Origin of the sequence: Bariatricus sp. HCP28S3_A4 (assembly GCF_052066395.1) — a bacterium.
Classification (GTDB): Bacteria; Bacillota; Clostridia; order Lachnospirales; family Lachnospiraceae; genus Allocoprococcus.
Map to the genome: position 1 here is coordinate 1 of NZ_JBQHSE010000012.1, position 14,367 is coordinate 14,367.

14 protein-coding genes are annotated in these 14,367 nt (G+C 39.1%); 11 read left to right on the top strand and 3 right to left on the bottom strand.

All coding sequences use genetic code 11. The features are described from left to right. Positions 1-568 precede the first annotated feature (568 nt). From ACTNBF_RS07790 to ACTNBF_RS07835, 10 genes are all read left to right on the top strand, one after another. The gene (locus ACTNBF_RS07790) at positions 569-1,384 is read left to right on the top strand and encodes a carbon-nitrogen hydrolase family protein (RefSeq protein WP_342999608.1); all 816 of its coding nucleotides are present in this window, start codon (positions 569-571) and stop codon (positions 1,382-1,384) included. A gap of 22 nt (positions 1,385-1,406) precedes the next feature. Then, positions 1,407-2,339, top strand: coding sequence for a DUF1177 domain-containing protein (locus ACTNBF_RS07795; protein ID WP_117557174.1), 933 nt, complete (start codon positions 1,407-1,409; stop codon positions 2,337-2,339). A gap of 34 nt (positions 2,340-2,373) precedes the next feature. Next, positions 2,374-3,990, top strand: coding sequence for an ABC transporter substrate-binding protein (locus ACTNBF_RS07800; RefSeq protein WP_427820171.1), 1,617 nt, complete (start codon positions 2,374-2,376; stop codon positions 3,988-3,990). Between the two features lie 94 nt (positions 3,991-4,084). Then, complete coding sequence (locus tag ACTNBF_RS07805; protein ID WP_427820170.1) at positions 4,085-5,047, top strand: ABC transporter permease; 963 nt, start codon at positions 4,085-4,087, stop codon at positions 5,045-5,047. Further along, a complete protein-coding gene (locus ACTNBF_RS07810) occupies positions 5,047-5,952 on the top strand; it encodes an ABC transporter permease (protein ID WP_055156032.1) in 906 nt (301 codons plus the stop codon). Before ACTNBF_RS07805 ends, ACTNBF_RS07810 begins: the two co-directional genes overlap by 1 nt. A gap of 13 nt (positions 5,953-5,965) precedes the next feature. Then, positions 5,966-6,976 (top strand): ABC transporter ATP-binding protein, encoded by a 1,011-nt coding sequence (locus tag ACTNBF_RS07815; protein WP_055156033.1) that lies wholly within the window; start codon positions 5,966-5,968, stop codon positions 6,974-6,976. After that, complete coding sequence (locus tag ACTNBF_RS07820) at positions 6,976-7,971, top strand: ABC transporter ATP-binding protein (protein ID WP_427820169.1); 996 nt, start codon at positions 6,976-6,978, stop codon at positions 7,969-7,971. The genes ACTNBF_RS07815 and ACTNBF_RS07820 overlap by 1 nt, the downstream gene beginning before the upstream one ends. A 162-nt stretch (positions 7,972-8,133) precedes the next feature. Further along, on the top strand, positions 8,134-9,336 hold the full coding sequence (locus ACTNBF_RS07825; RefSeq protein ID WP_427820168.1) for a PucR family transcriptional regulator: 1,203 nt from the start codon (positions 8,134-8,136) through the stop codon (positions 9,334-9,336). Positions 9,337-9,656: 320 nt separating this feature from the next. Next, positions 9,657-10,727 (top strand): 16S rRNA (cytosine(1402)-N(4))-methyltransferase RsmH, encoded by a 1,071-nt coding sequence (rsmH, locus tag ACTNBF_RS07830; RefSeq protein ID WP_427820167.1) that lies wholly within the window; start codon positions 9,657-9,659, stop codon positions 10,725-10,727. Between the two features lie 39 nt (positions 10,728-10,766). After that, the gene (locus ACTNBF_RS07835) at positions 10,767-11,024 is read left to right on the top strand and encodes a hypothetical protein (RefSeq protein WP_441027125.1); all 258 of its coding nucleotides are present in this window, start codon (positions 10,767-10,769) and stop codon (positions 11,022-11,024) included. A 252-nt stretch (positions 11,025-11,276) separates the two neighbouring features. On the opposite strand, the gene ACTNBF_RS07840 is transcribed toward ACTNBF_RS07835, so the two are convergent. The 3 genes from ACTNBF_RS07840 to ACTNBF_RS07850 all read right to left on the bottom strand — a co-directional run bounded on the left by ACTNBF_RS07840 (position 11,277) and on the right by ACTNBF_RS07850 (position 13,620). Continuing rightward, positions 11,277-12,347 carry a DUF3810 domain-containing protein gene (locus ACTNBF_RS07840; protein WP_427820166.1) on the bottom strand — a complete coding sequence of 357 codons (1,071 nt, stop codon included), beginning with the start codon at positions 12,345-12,347 and terminating at the stop codon, positions 11,277-11,279. Further along, a complete protein-coding gene (locus tag ACTNBF_RS07845; protein WP_441089048.1) occupies positions 12,334-12,855 on the bottom strand; it encodes a SanA/YdcF family protein in 522 nt (173 codons plus the stop codon). Before ACTNBF_RS07845 ends, ACTNBF_RS07840 begins: the two co-directional genes overlap by 14 nt. Positions 12,856-13,131: 276 nt before the next feature. Then, entirely contained in the window at positions 13,132-13,620 is a 489-nt protein-coding gene (locus tag ACTNBF_RS07850) for a hypothetical protein (protein WP_427808352.1), read from the bottom strand. A gap of 195 nt (positions 13,621-13,815) precedes the next feature. Here ACTNBF_RS07850 and ACTNBF_RS07855 point away from each other — a divergent pair, with 195 nt between their 5' ends. After that, positions 13,816-14,283: an HAD family hydrolase gene (locus ACTNBF_RS07855; RefSeq protein ID WP_427808354.1), complete on the top strand. Its 468-nt coding sequence runs from the start codon at positions 13,816-13,818 to the stop codon at positions 14,281-14,283. Positions 14,284-14,367: the final 84 nt, after the last annotated feature.

Consider the following 14,367-nt stretch of genomic DNA (forward strand, 5'->3'; position numbering starts at 1 on the left):
GTTCCTTTGCAACTGGCATAAAAATACTCCTTTTCGATAAAAATTGTCATATCTGAATTCTTACCAAAAAGGAGCCATTTTTTTCAAAAACACAAAATATTTTACACTACCTAATAACACCTCGAAAAACAACCTGAAAACATAGCTTTATTCAGTTGCTAAAGTGCGCTATGTGATGTCAATACTTTTGACACCTTTGATACCAGATTGCTACGTGCTTTGCACTCTTGCAATCCTCAAAAACATTCGTAATCCGCTCATTTTTCTTTGAAAAATGGCTACTTACTCATGTTTTTGACGGGTCAAGAGGTCAAAAATCCTCTTGCAAGCAAGCTTGCATCGGCTTTCTGACCTTTTGACCCTGGTATCATCATATTTATTAAAAAAAATAATAATACGAACCTTAAATTTGTTCAGTCAATAGGTAAAAAGAAAAATTATGCAATATGCACAACTCAAAACTGTATATGCACAAAAATAGGGCGATTTGTATAAAACGCTTTACGCTGATAGAGTGATAGAGTATACTGGGTTTAAACAAATTAATATTTTGAAGGAGGAAGGTAAAATGGATGGTCAGTTAAAAGTAGCAGCTGTTCAAGTTACAGTCGAACAAAATAATATTAAGAAAAATATGGAAAACGTTGAGAAAATGGCAATGACAGTTGCTGAAAATGAAAAGAATGTTGATTTAATTCTTTTTCATGAAGCCTGTTTGGAAAGCGGCGTCCAACTTCCAGAATTCGATAAGAAATTATCTGATGAAATTCATGACTTTTGGAAGAGCATAGCGAAAAAAGTAGGAACAAATGTTTTGGCAGGTCGGTTAGAACGAAAAGAAGATGGCATTTACAACAAGGCAACGGTATATGCACCTGATGGACGTATTCTTGCAGACTATGCTAAAATCCATTTATTTAATAGTGAGCGTGAAACACTGATTCCTGGAAAGGAACTGGTAATGTTCGAACTGAATGGAATTAAAATCGGCATCATGATTTGTGCAGACTTTGGATTCCCGGAACTTTCCAGAGCGTATGCGGTGAATGGATGTCATATGTTAGCAGTAACAAGCAGTTGGGCATATCCGGATGATGATCTGTGGACAATTTGTAACCAGGCACGTTCTTCTGAAAATGGAGTCTACTGTGTTTCGGTTGACAGAATTGGACCAGCCGGTAATGGTTGTATAAAAGTAGGACGTTCTATGGTATGTAATCCGGATGGACTCATTATCGCGAATTTATGGGAAAAAACAGATACCTATTATGTACAGACAATTTACAGAGAAGAAGTTGAAAAACGTCACCAAACAATGAAATGGCTTGAATGGTTACGTCCGGATTTGTATACAGATTGGCTGAAAACATATAAATGGGATTAATACTCTGGGGGGAGAAAAAAGTATGTTAATGCGTCAGGTTTTAGATGTTTATGAGCTGCTGGATAGAGCAGATGCTTCAGGAGAAAAAATGGAAGAATACTTAAGGCATCTGGGAGCAGAAGAGGTTGAAGTTACAACTATTGAAGGTCCAAAAGGTAAGACGGATATGATTCGTGTAACCATTCCCGGAACGAATGGAAAAAGTGCAGGCGGAAAGGCTCCTACATTAGGTGTTTTGGGAAGGTTAGGCGGACTTGGTGCAAGACCGGAACAAATTGGCTTTGTATCAGATGGAGATGGTGCACTGGTTGCACTGGCAGTTGCGGCAAAGTTACTCGATATGAAGAGTAAGGGAGATCAGCTGGAAGGGGATGTTGTATGTTGCACGCACATTTGTCCGGATGCGCCTACCAGTCCTCATAAACCGGTTCCATTCATGGGTTCACCGGTTGATATGGCAACAGTGAACAAACATGAGGTAAATGGAAGTTTAGATGCAATTTTATCAATTGATACGACAAAAGGTAACCGAATAATAAATACTAGAGGATTTGCTATTTCGCCTACCGTAAAAGATGGTTATATTTTAAGAGTAAGTGAAGATTTATTGGATATTATGCAGATGACGACAGGAAAAATGCCATATGTGTTTGCTCTTTCAACGCAGGATATTACACCATATGGAAATAATCTATTTCATTTGAATAGTATTCTTCAACCATCGACAGCGACAGAGGCACCGGTTGTAGGAGTCGCGATTACCACAGAGGTTCCTGTGGCAGGATGTGCGACCGGAGCAACACATGCCGGAGATCTTGAAGAAGCTGCAAGATTTGTGATTGAAACAGCCAAAGCTTACGGGCGCTGCGAATGTGAGTTTTATGACAAAGAAGAATTTGGAAGGATCGTTTCAAAATATGGAAACATGAAACATATACAGACTCTAGGAAAATAACTGTAAATTTGATTGGTTATAAAGGAGGAGCTTTATGAAGAAAAGAAATAAGTTAGTAGCAGTTTTGTTGAGTTGTTGTATGGCAGTAGCATTATTTGCCGGATGCGGTAATAATGATAAAGGTACCGCTGAAAATGATAACAATCAAGGAGAGCAGATAGAAGTAAGTGAAGAAGACAAATATGGTGGAACATTAAGAATTGGGATGGCAGCTGTAGCGAATAATATTGATCCGGTTAAATATACAGGAATATATGAAAATGCAATTATTGAAAATATAGGGGATACACTTGTTGTCTACAGTGATGATTTATCAGAGTTTCTTCCTAGTCTGGCAACAGAGTGGGAAGTAAATGAAGCAGGAAATGAGTACACATTTAAACTTCGTGAGGATGTTTACTTCCACCCGGGTAAATTTCAGGATGGTCGTCAGATGACAGCAGAAGATGTTAAATATTCACTGGAGCGATCTCATAATGAATCTGCATTGGCAAGATTGGCAATGCTGGATCATTGCGAAGTTATTGATGATTTTACTGTAAAATGTGTTCTTCCAAATCCGGATGCATCCTTTTTAGCGGCACTTACTAACAGTGGAAATGTAATTGTTCCAAAAGAAGAAGTTGAAGGTTGGGGAGATGAGTTTGGAGCTCATTTCGTAGGAACCGGTCCTTTTATGATGAAGGAATGGAAAACAGATGAAGCTGTAGAATTTGTCAGATCAGAAAATTTCTGGGGCGGAGAAGTTTATCTTGACGGATTAAATTTCGTATATATTACAGATATCAACCAGAGAGTTAATGCATTAAAAAATGGAGATATAGATATCGCTTGTGATCTTGCAGGAGAAGGTATTGATGAAATCAAAGCGGATAATAATCTTGTAATGAGCCAGGAACCTGGTATGGGAGTAAACTATATCTATTTTAATATGGAGAATGGTCCAACGGCAGATATCAAAGTTCGTAAGGCTTTGCAAATGGCAGTAGATCGAGATGCTATGTGTGCAGCACTTTATCAATATGGTGAATGTAGTCCGGCATACTTGCCTTTACCGCCTGCATCATGGGGATATGATGAATCATTAGAAGATTTAGTACCAAAATATGATGTTAAAGGTGCAAAAAAATTACTTGCAGAAGCAGGGTATCCGGATGGATTTGAACTTGAATATTATACAAGTGATTCGGCTTCATCTAAGAAAATCGGAGAAATTTTACAGCAATTTTGTGCTAAGGTTGATGTTAAAGTGAATATACATCAGGCTTCATGGGGAACATTTAGTGAAATTGGTGCATCAGGAAATGCGGATGCTATTGGAATGAGCTGGACATGGTTCCCGGATCCTTATTTCTACTTGAACAAAATGTTCCATGAAGAATCGCTTGGTACTTTGGGTAATGGACAACAGTTTAATATACCGGAAGTTAATGAATTGTTAGACAAAGCTGTTGAAGTCAGTGATCAGGAAGAAAGAGCTAAACTTTATAAAGAAGCCTTAAAACTGATTGTTGAGCAATATCCACAAATTGATTATTGTTTAGCTAACATCAACACAGGTTTGAATAAAAAAGTTCAGAATTATGTTGTTCGCCCTGATAAGACAATTGAAATCGCAGGTGACGGACATAACGTATGGTTGGCTAAATAAGCAGCCGAATGAAAATTAGGAGTGCCGTACTACAGGCACTCCTAATTTTTAAATCACTAATTACAATTTTCAACGATGAAAGGAGAACAACGGTATGATAAAGATGATATTAAAGCGTATCTTCCAGTTGATTCCAGTACTGTTGATCACGATGAGTATGACATTCGTTATTACTCGAGTTCTTCCGGGAAATCCTGCAGTATCAATTCTTGGTCCACAGGCAACAGCAGAGGATATCGCTAAAATGGAAGAAGAAATGGGACTGCACGATCCGATGCCGGTTCAATATATCAATTATATGAAGAGAATTTTAACCGGAGATTTAGGAACTTCTTATCGATATAACCGACCGGTAGCAGATCTTATTTTTGAAAAACTTCCAAATACATTACAAATTGCATTGGCAAGTTTAATTATAGCTTTACTTATTGGGGTTCCGGTAGGCATCATTTCAGCAGTAAAGCAATATTCGGTATTTGACTATATTTCGATGATAGCTGCGCTAATAGGAGTATCAATGCCGTCATTTTGGTTAGGATTAATGCTTGTTCTTATATTTAGTGTTAATCTGGGATGGTTTCCGACTATGGGAATGGGAGCTATCAGCAATGGAATTGGTGACGTTATATCACATTTATTTTTGCCGTCACTTTGTCTTTCCTTCGGAAGTATGGCTAACTTCGCAAGAATTAGTCGTTCCAGTATGTTGGAAGTAATCGATCAGGATTATATGAAAGCTGTCCGGGCAAAGGGAATTCGCGAGAATGTTGTCATCATTAAACATGGTTTAAAAAATGCCCTTCCACCAATTGTTACAGTACTGGGTATGCGTATAGCAGCACTTATGACAGGCGCAATCATGATTGAGACGATTTTCGCATGGCCTGGAATCGGCCGATTGATTGTTGATGCAATCAATAATAATGACTTTGAAATGATTCAGGGTACTGTATTATTTATGGCAATTCTATATGTAACAGTAAATCTTGTGGTGGATATTATCTATCTGTATATCAATCCAAAAGTAAGCTATGAATCCGAAAGGAGGGCCGGCTAATGGAAAATAAAGAAGTAAAAAGAGATTTAAGCGAAGCTAGTCAGCAGGAAATGTTGTTAAAAGAACGAAAAGCAAACAGTGCATGGAGAAAACTTCGCAGAAATAAATCTGCAATGTTTGGTTTGATTCTGGTAGTGTTTGTAACTTTGTTTTCTTTAGTAGGACCATTTATATATAGAGTAGATCCTGCTGCAATGGATTTTTTAAAAGTAAATGCGAAGCCTGGTACACCGGGTCTTCCATTAGGGGCTGATAATTTAGGAAGAGATTTGCTTGCAAGGTTGATCCATGGAGGTCGTGTCTCCTTGATCGTGGCAGTCGGAGGAATGGCGGTTGGTGCTGTGATCGGTATTCTGGCTGGCTTAATTTCAGGATATGCAGGTGGAAAAGTAGATATAATTATCATGCGAGTGATGGATGGTATGTCAGCATTCCCCTTTACATTATTAGCTTTAATGCTTATGACTGCTCTTGGAGCAGGAATCGAAAACGTTATTCTTTCCATTGGTATTGCAAGTGTTCCGGGATATGCCAGAATGGCCAGAGGACAGGTACTTGTTGTAAAAAATGAAGAATATATTAAAGCAGTGAAAGCGTTTGGAGCAAGCAATAGTCGCATTTTATTTAAACACTTGCTTCCAAATATTGTATCATCGTTAATTGTATATGCAACACTGAATGTTGCAGGTGCAATTTTGACAGAAGCTTCACTTAGTTTCCTTGGAATGGGAATTACGCCTCCGGATGTATCTTGGGGTGCAATTTTGAAAGATGGACAGGATGTTATCAGAAGTGCCAGTCATATTGCAACTTATTCAGGACTTGCTATTTTAATCACAGTATTAGGCTTTAATCTATTGGGAGATGGAATACGTGATGTATTAGACCCTAAGATGAAAAAATAAAAGGGGAGATAATATGAATAAAGAACCATTATTAAAAGTGGATAATTTAAAAACACATTTTAACACTGCTACTGGTATAGTGAAAGCAGTAGATGGTGTTACTTTTTCATTGGATTCCGGACAGACATTAGGAATAGTAGGAGAATCCGGGTGTGGTAAAAGTGTAACTTCTTCTTCAATTATGCGTCTTCTGCCTAAAAATGGTCATATTGTTGAAGGATCTATTCTTTTTGAAGGCAAGGATATCGTTAAACTCAGTCAGAAAGAAATGCTTCAAATACGTGGAAATGATATTTCAATGATTTTTCAGGATCCGATGACTGCGCTTGATCCGGTTTATACAATTGGCTCACAAATAATGGAAGTAATCAATGCACATCAAAAGATGTCAAAAGCAGAAGCAAAAGAATATGCTGTAAAAGTGTTGAAAATGGTAGGAATACCAGAAGCCGAAAAGCGTTTGAAATCCTATCCGCATGAATTCTCCGGCGGAATGCGGCAACGTGTAATTATCGCAATGGCAATTGCCTGTAATCCGAAACTTATTATTGCAGATGAACCTACAACAGCATTAGATGTTACTGTTCAGGCCCAGGTGTTGGGATTAATGAAAAATCTGCAGAAAGAATCGAATTCGTCAATTATTCTAGTAACACACAATTTGGGTGTGGTTTGGAAAATGTGTGATACAGTTATGGTTATGTATGCGGGAAAAACAGTAGAATATGCAGATGTAAAAATGATATATTCCGATGCACGACATCCATATACATGGGGATTACTTAAATCAATGCCTAAAGTAACGGATGATCCGAATATTCCTTTAGCTTCTATTCCTGGAACACCGCCAGATCTGAAGTTAACCGGAGGAAGCTGCAATTTTCATAATCGTTGTAAATACTGTCAGGAAATATGCAAAAATAAATGTCCTGAAATGAAAGAGGTAGAGCCGGGACATTTTGTTGCCTGCCACTTCTCAAAAGAAGAATTAGTTGAGATGGAACGGAGAGGAGGGAATGATTAATGGGTGAAAAACAAGATGATATTATCTTAAAAGTTGATCATTTGACAAAGACATTCCAGGTGAAAAGTCCAAGACTTTTTGAAAAACCACTTGCTCTAAATGCGGTAAATGATGTTTCTTTTGAAGTGAAGAGAGGAGAGACCATTGGAGTTATCGGCGAATCAGGGTGTGGGAAATCAACATTGGGGAAAGCAATTCTTCAATTGATCCCGGCAACTTCAGGGAATGTGATTTACAATGGGCAATCACTGATGAAACTTAATCAGAAGGAAATGAATGAACTTCGCAAAGAGATCAATATGGTATTTCAGGATCCATATTCATCCTTAGATCCTCGTATGACCACGGGTGAATTGATAGAAGAACCTATGATTATTCATAATATTGGGACTCCTGAAGAACGAAAAAAACGAGTAATTGAATTATTGAAATTAGTCGGATTAGATTACTATCATTCCATTCGTTACCCGCATGAGTTTTCCGGGGGACAGCGCCAACGTATCAATATTGCCCGAGCACTGTCAATGGATATAAAACTTCTTGTCTGTGACGAACCGGTTTCCGCTCTGGATGTTTCTGTTCAGGCACAAGTGCTTAATTTGTTGAAAAAACTGAAAGATGAACTTGGACTGACATATATTTTTATTTCTCATGATCTAAGTGTAGTAAAATATATCAGTGATCGAATCATCATTATGTATTTGGGAAGAATCATGGAGATTGGTGACGCAAAAGAAATATATGCAAATCCGGCACATCCTTATACAAAGGCATTATTTTCAGCAATTCCTCCGGTAAGTCCATATGAAAAAAAAGAAACGATCGAACTCAAAGGAGAAATTCCTAGTCCGTTAAATATGCCGCCGGGATGCCCATTCGGAAACAGATGTCCATTCTGTACTGAAATATGTAAGCAGAGTGTTCCGGAATTGAAAGCAATTGGAGATAACCACGAAGTTGCATGTGTGAGATATCAAAAGGGAGAAATATCATAAATATAATAAGGTAATACATAGAATTCTTTGCAAGCACAATTGGTTTAAGAGATGGGCAGAGTTTTATATTATTCATAATTCACAAAGTACATTTTTTTGAGTAGATAATATTGTGTAAATATGCTATTATGAAGAAAAGGTTTTGTGGAAGGATGAATAAAATTGGCAATTACAGTGAAGGATATTGTAGAAATAGCCCAAAAAAAAGGTTGTGAGCTTGCAACAGGGGAAGGCAAACTGTATAAAGAAGTGTACTATGTTGATACAATGGAGATTCCGGATATGGAAGCATGGATGAAACCAAATGTCTTATACATTACAACAGGATATGCTTATAGTGGGACAAAAGAGAAGGTTTTGTCACTGATAAAAGGTTTACATGATGTAAATGCAGCAGCACTTGCAATTAAATCCCGTTTTATCGGTGCTTACATGAAAGATTTTTTAAAACTTGCCAGAGAATATGAATTTCCGATTATCATAATGCCTGAGGAGCTTCCTTTTGTGGAACTGAATTATGCGGTTATGGAAGCACTTGTTACATCACAACATCATGAAGAGTTAAAATTAAAATCAGAAGAGCTAAATAAAAGAAAAGCAGATAGAAAATTATTTTCTGATCTTTTAGCGGGAAATGTTGTGATCAATGAGGAACAGAATCAATATTTTCATGAGCAAAACTGGCCAAAACCACCATACTATATTATGCTGATAGAATTTGAAAGACTCACGGGCAGTTATACTGATAAGGAATTTAGAAATCTGGAACAATGTATTCGTAAGGTCTTTGCAGAAGAACAGTTTGATTCAATTGTATTATCGAACAGGAAGATATTTCCTTGTATTATTAAGAAAGACGAAAAAAAATATAATCAGCAATATTTTGAAAGAATTAAAAAAGTGATTGCAGAGCGGTCTGGACATAATATTTTAATGGGTATTTCTAATGAAAGCGAAACATATAAAACGTTTCAGGTGACTTATAAAAACGCGATGAAAGCACTGGAGATTGCTCGTATTCGAAAAAAAGAATGCCCGGTAGTTTGGAGCGAAAAGATTGGATATTGGAAACTACTCAAGGAAATGAGCCAACAACAGCAGTGTAAAGAATTTGTTTCAAAAAAAATAGATGCTTTAATTCAGTATGACAAAGAAAATGAAAGTGATCTCATTGAAACCTTAGAAGCTCTTGTAAATCATTTAGGAGCCAGAAATACAACGGCAACAAGTTTGTATCTACATAGAAATACCTTAATGTATCGAATAAAAAAAATTGAGAATCTGACAGGATATGATTTATCGGATCCGGAAAGTATTTTAGAATTATCGCTTGCTTTAAGATTGAATAAATTTATGAATCATTGAATAAGTATTTTAAAGTGTTGCAGATGATATGATTAATACTTTAAAAGGCAGATCATCAAAATGGAATCAATGGATTTAATAAAAAATCCGCTATACTGGAGAGAAGTTGCTAGTGCAGAATTGGCAGTAGCGACGGACGATTCATATAGCGGATTTTTTATATGAGATGATTGCGAAAATAGAAAGTGGAATTAAGTCAATGGATGAAACGGGCAGTGTTAGCTGGATAGTGGAAAAGTTCCAAATGAGTCAACAAAATCGATGGAGTGGACCAGAGATTCGAAAAACCAAAAATAAATCAACAAGTAAGGAGATAATGTATGGCAGAACAGGAAAAGAACATTGAACAAGGTGTTCACAAGCGCCGCACAAGGTACAAGGGAAAATATCCACGAAAATTTGAAGAAAAATACAAAGAATTACAGCCGGAGAAATATCAGGACATGATTGCCCATGTCATTCAGAAAGGAAATACACCTGCCGGAATGCACATTTCGATCATGGTGCAGGAAATTCTTGACTTCTTGAAGATCCAGCCGGGAGAGGTGGGATTTGATGCAACGCTTGGCTATGGCGGACATACAAAAGCAATGCTGAAATGTCTGGAAGGAAAGGGGCACATTTACGCGACAGATGTAGATCCGGAAGAATCTGCAAAGACAAAAAAACGTCTGGAAGAACAGGGATTTGGGGAGGATATTTTAACAATCCGTCTTCAGAACTTTTGTACTATCGATGAGATTGCAAAAGAAGTTGGGGGATTTGATTTTATTTTGGCTGATCTGGGTGTGTCTTCCATGCAGATTGACAACCCGAAGAGAGGATTTTCTTTCAAAGTGGACGGACCTCTGGATCTGCGACTGAATCAGGAAAAAGGGATCAGTGCAGCCGAGAGACTGGATACAATTTCAAGAGAAGAACTTGCCGGGATGTTATATGAAAATTCGGATGAGCCGTACTGTGAAGAACTGGCAAAGGCAATCACCGAAGAAATCCGGAAAGGACACCGGATTGATACTACGACAAAGTTACGTCAGGTGATCGAACAGACCTTGTCTTTCCTTCCGGAAAATAAGGAGAAAAAAGATATCATCAGGAAGACCTGTCAGCGGACTTTCCAGGCACTTCGAATTGACGTGAATCATGAATTTGAAGTACTCTATGAATTTATGGAAAAACTGCCGGGCACTTTGAAACCGGGAGGAAGAGTAGCAATTCTGACATTCCATTCAGGAGAAGACAAACTGGTGAAGAAAGCTTTAAAAGCAGGATATCGCGAGGGAGTTTATTCCGAATATGCCAAAGATGTAGTTCGACCTTCGGCAGAAGAGTGTGCACAGAATGGGCGTGCAAGATCTACGAAGATGCGCTGGGCTGTGAAGGCGGAGTAAAAGTAAGTGTAGGCTGATTAGAATATTGACAAAACAAAAATCAAGGATCATAATGCGGTGCAGGAAGAAAAGTTTTTGAATGTGTTAAAATCCAGAATGGTAGATGGGATCATTTATGTCAGTTCGGATTATGCGACCAGTAACAAGCTACTTGCAGATTTATCAATCCCAGTTGTATTTATTGATCGTAAGATTGAAAAGAGTGGTAATAAGGGAAGTGTGCAGATTGATAATTATCAGGCTATGACGGAAGTCGCTGAGTATATCAGTAAAAAAGGATGCAATGGATCGGATTGAAAATATTCTTGGATTTAAGAGATTTGAGCGTCACGTTGGATAAAAAAAGAAGAGTAGAAAGATGCTGCAAAGTTATCAAAACAGATAACAGAGCGGCATCTTTTGTTATTTGAAAAATGATTAAAATATATAACAGAAAATTATAAGCCGATTTGTACTTTAGTCTACAAATTCAGATGCCGGCAGGAGGTAAGATTATGGAATTTTTCGGAGGCTTAGCTGTATTGATGGTATCGATTTTGCCGTGAAATTCTATTCATTATAATATGCCATAATCAAATCGACCATCCGGTCATAGCTGGCAACTCCGTCATCTTGACCATTTGCCTTCAGATAACTGTCATTGATCTGATTGGATACTTCAGCAATCTGTCCGTCATATGTATTCCAGAACTGCGTGTTTGCCGCAAGATCAATCTGTGACTGATTGTTGAGCATGGAATGTATCCGTTCGTAGGCTTCGTAATCTGCATGATAGAGCTGGTTGGTTGCGTAAAGCCAACCCAACATATAGCCGCTGTATTGGAACTCAGGAGAGTCCGCGTTGACGCATGCCAGAAACGCAATAAAATTCGCTTCTTCCTCCTGCATAAAACCCCGTAAATGAGAAAGCTCGTGACAGGCGGTAAAGGGAAGATTGTACTCCGTCATGTCATCGTTATAATTTGCTTCTATTGTAAAAGGCGAATAGATGCCGGACAGGTTCTGGTAGGAAAGTGTCTCGGAAACCGTCAATCGCTTTGGAAGAGGATAATATCCATCAAGTTCATCATAAAGCGTGCCGATATGCTCCATAGCCTTTTTGGCATTCCGGGGAACCATCTTCTTTCCCATAAGAGAAGTACCGTCTTCGGCACAGGAAATTTCAGGGGCAAGCCGGTTTAAGTGATTCGTAAGAAGCTCACATACGGAAGCAAGTTCTTCTGCGGTATAGGAAGAAGTAGTAATTCCCGTTGCCACAGAGAAGGACTTATGGCCGTAATTGATCCCGCAGCACAGGGTGTATGTAAAGAAGAGAATCGAGGCGAAAAGAAGTACATTTGCTCCCCATCTGCGCAGGCGTTTCCTGCGGATTGCGTAAATAAGAGACAGTATCAGCACAAAGATAGCCAGATAAAGTCCGAATTCTACCGCGGAAAATGGAAATATTCCCCAGAATCTCCCGAGCGTTTCTACCAGAATGGAATAAACATGAGCTGTGTACCAGTCGGCAAAAGCCGGAATATTCTGAGCAGCGTAAAGAAGGCACAGGCTTCCTGCAGCCAGTATGACGGCAGTGAAGGCTCGTCTCAGGTCAGAAATTGCTGAATCAGTTTTCATCATTCGTCAAATCTCCGTCTCCGGCGATGGGGATGACATCGCCAAGATATTTAGGTAGTGGTTTGAAAATAGATACGAAGAAATCCTTATCTCTTGCCAGAATTTCACGGAAGTCCCGATAAGCCTGTCCGCTGTACCTGCGGGTATCGGCGGATATGCCCCATGCGTCAAGTCCCAGAGAACGTGCGATGTAAAGGGCACGATAAAGATGATATTTCTGGGTGACGATGATCACCTTTCTGGCCTGGAAAACATCCCGTGCGCGGTAAAGACTGTCATATGTGGAGAAACCGGCGTGATCCATGAACACATCTTCGGAGGGAACCCCTTGGTCAAGGGCGATATCCTTCATCGTTTGCACTTCATTATATTTTTTTCTTCCGTGATCGCCGCTCATCAAAAGCTTCGGCGCAGCACCGTTCTGGTAAAGTTCGATTCCGGTGTTCAGACGATCCTGCAGCATAGGAGATGGAGAGCCGTCAGTACGGATTCCGGCGCCAAGGACCAGAATACAATCTGCGTCGGAAACGGAAGAAACATCCTCTCCTTTGTAGGGTCAATCTAAATGAGTCCATATATTTTCATTATATATGGCGTGTGAAAATGTGTAAATGAGAAGTCGGAAGGTTCAGGAAAATTTAAGAAATTATGTAATTGTTCAACGCCCTTTTTTGACAAATCCGCTTGGCTCTGAACAGTTACAAAATTATCGAGACTGTGCGGTACTGACAAAAAAATCGGGAACCCGGAGATAAGAACAGGGCTTCCCGATTTTACAGGTTCGTTGTTAAGACTCCATGCCGAACGTAAAATCAAGCTTCTCTTCGGCGGCATCCAGAAGTTCCTCAAGATTTTCAATTTCCCTTTCTTTTTCCAGAAAATACGCTCTGGAAATGTTTGAAGACCGGTAATCATTTTCCAGAGAATCTTCAAAACGATCTAATTCTGTTTCGAGCTTTTCCACTTCGTTTTTTAAATCCAGATATTGCGTCCGATGCTCTTCGGCCGTTCCTGTCGGAGAAGAATTGTCGATTTTGGAAATCATGCCGGATGTCTGGGAAGTCAGATCACTGAGCGAGGCATCATGTTTTTCAGTGAGGGATTCATTTGTGGTGTCGGAAGATTCCGAGTTTCCTGCAGATGCCGTATTTTCGGTTGAATTGGAAGCACCGGAAGAGGTTCCGTCTGAAATAGTCTGGCTTTTGCATCCCGCAGCAAGGAACGTCAGAACAAGAGTTATTGTCAGAAAGAGTTGTGTTATTGCGCTTTTTTTCATAATACGTATGTCCTTTCCGTAATTTGTCAATATAGTTTATTGTAACGATGGTAGTATTTCCGATTGCTGAAAAAATATGAATCACAAAAAATCTGCCCGGAATAAAGTTTTCTGTGTGAAAACGGTTTATCTCTGGTATTTTTATGTTATTATATACATGAAAAAAATCAGGACATATGAAAACGAGAGGTGCTTATGAAAATAGTAATTCCCGAATACAAAACATTGGATATAGATACGTTGTTTCTGGACTTTAACGGAACGATTGCAGTGGACGGAATCATTCCGGCGGGAGTAAAGCAGAGACTGACTGCATTGGCAGAACTGTTCCGCATCTATATATTGACGGCGGATACCAATGGAAATGCGAAGGATCAGTGCGAAGGTCTGCCCGTGATTTTACAGACGTTTCCTACAGGCAATGCCAGAGAATATAAAAAAGAACTGATCAAGGCGACCGGCAGCAAACATTGCGCGGCGATGGGAAATGGGCGAAATGATGAACTGATGCTGAAAGAAGCGGCGCTTTCCATTGCAATCATGGATAAAGAAGGAATGTATGGAAGACTGTTTAAAGAGGCAGATATCTGTGTCCGCTCCATGCAGGACGGGCTGGATCTGTTCCTGTATCCGAACCGGATCATTGCAGGACTGCGCGGATAGAATGCCGGGACATACTATAGTAGTCAATTGATCACCGGATGCGGGTGATAAATGAGAATAGATATTTTATTTTGAAAGGAAGAA

What these genes read in the sequence shown, in the direction of transcription:
- ACTNBF_RS07790 (WP_342999608.1), top strand. Translation starts at nt 569, where the DNA reads ATGGATGGTCAGTTAAAAGTAGCAGCTGTTCAAGTTACAGTCGAACAA.
- ACTNBF_RS07795 (WP_117557174.1), top strand. Translation starts at nt 1,407, where the DNA reads ATGTTAATGCGTCAGGTTTTAGATGTTTATGAGCTGCTGGATAGAGCA.
- ACTNBF_RS07800 (WP_427820171.1), top strand. Translation starts at nt 2,374, where the DNA reads ATGAAGAAAAGAAATAAGTTAGTAGCAGTTTTGTTGAGTTGTTGTATG.
- ACTNBF_RS07805 (WP_427820170.1), top strand. Translation starts at nt 4,085, where the DNA reads ATGATAAAGATGATATTAAAGCGTATCTTCCAGTTGATTCCAGTACTG.
- ACTNBF_RS07810 (WP_055156032.1), top strand. Translation starts at nt 5,047, where the DNA reads ATGGAAAATAAAGAAGTAAAAAGAGATTTAAGCGAAGCTAGTCAGCAG.
- ACTNBF_RS07815 (WP_055156033.1), top strand. Translation starts at nt 5,966, where the DNA reads ATGAATAAAGAACCATTATTAAAAGTGGATAATTTAAAAACACATTTT.
- ACTNBF_RS07820 (WP_427820169.1), top strand. Translation starts at nt 6,976, where the DNA reads ATGGGTGAAAAACAAGATGATATTATCTTAAAAGTTGATCATTTGACA.
- rsmH (WP_427820167.1), top strand. Translation starts at nt 9,657, where the DNA reads ATGGCAGAACAGGAAAAGAACATTGAACAAGGTGTTCACAAGCGCCGC.
- ACTNBF_RS07840 (WP_427820166.1), bottom strand. Translation starts at nt 12,347, where the DNA reads ATGATGAAAACTGATTCAGCAATTTCTGACCTGAGACGAGCCTTCACT.
- ACTNBF_RS07850 (WP_427808352.1), bottom strand. Translation starts at nt 13,620, where the DNA reads ATGAAAAAAAGCGCAATAACACAACTCTTTCTGACAATAACTCTTGTT.
- ACTNBF_RS07855 (WP_427808354.1), top strand. Translation starts at nt 13,816, where the DNA reads ATGAAAATAGTAATTCCCGAATACAAAACATTGGATATAGATACGTTG.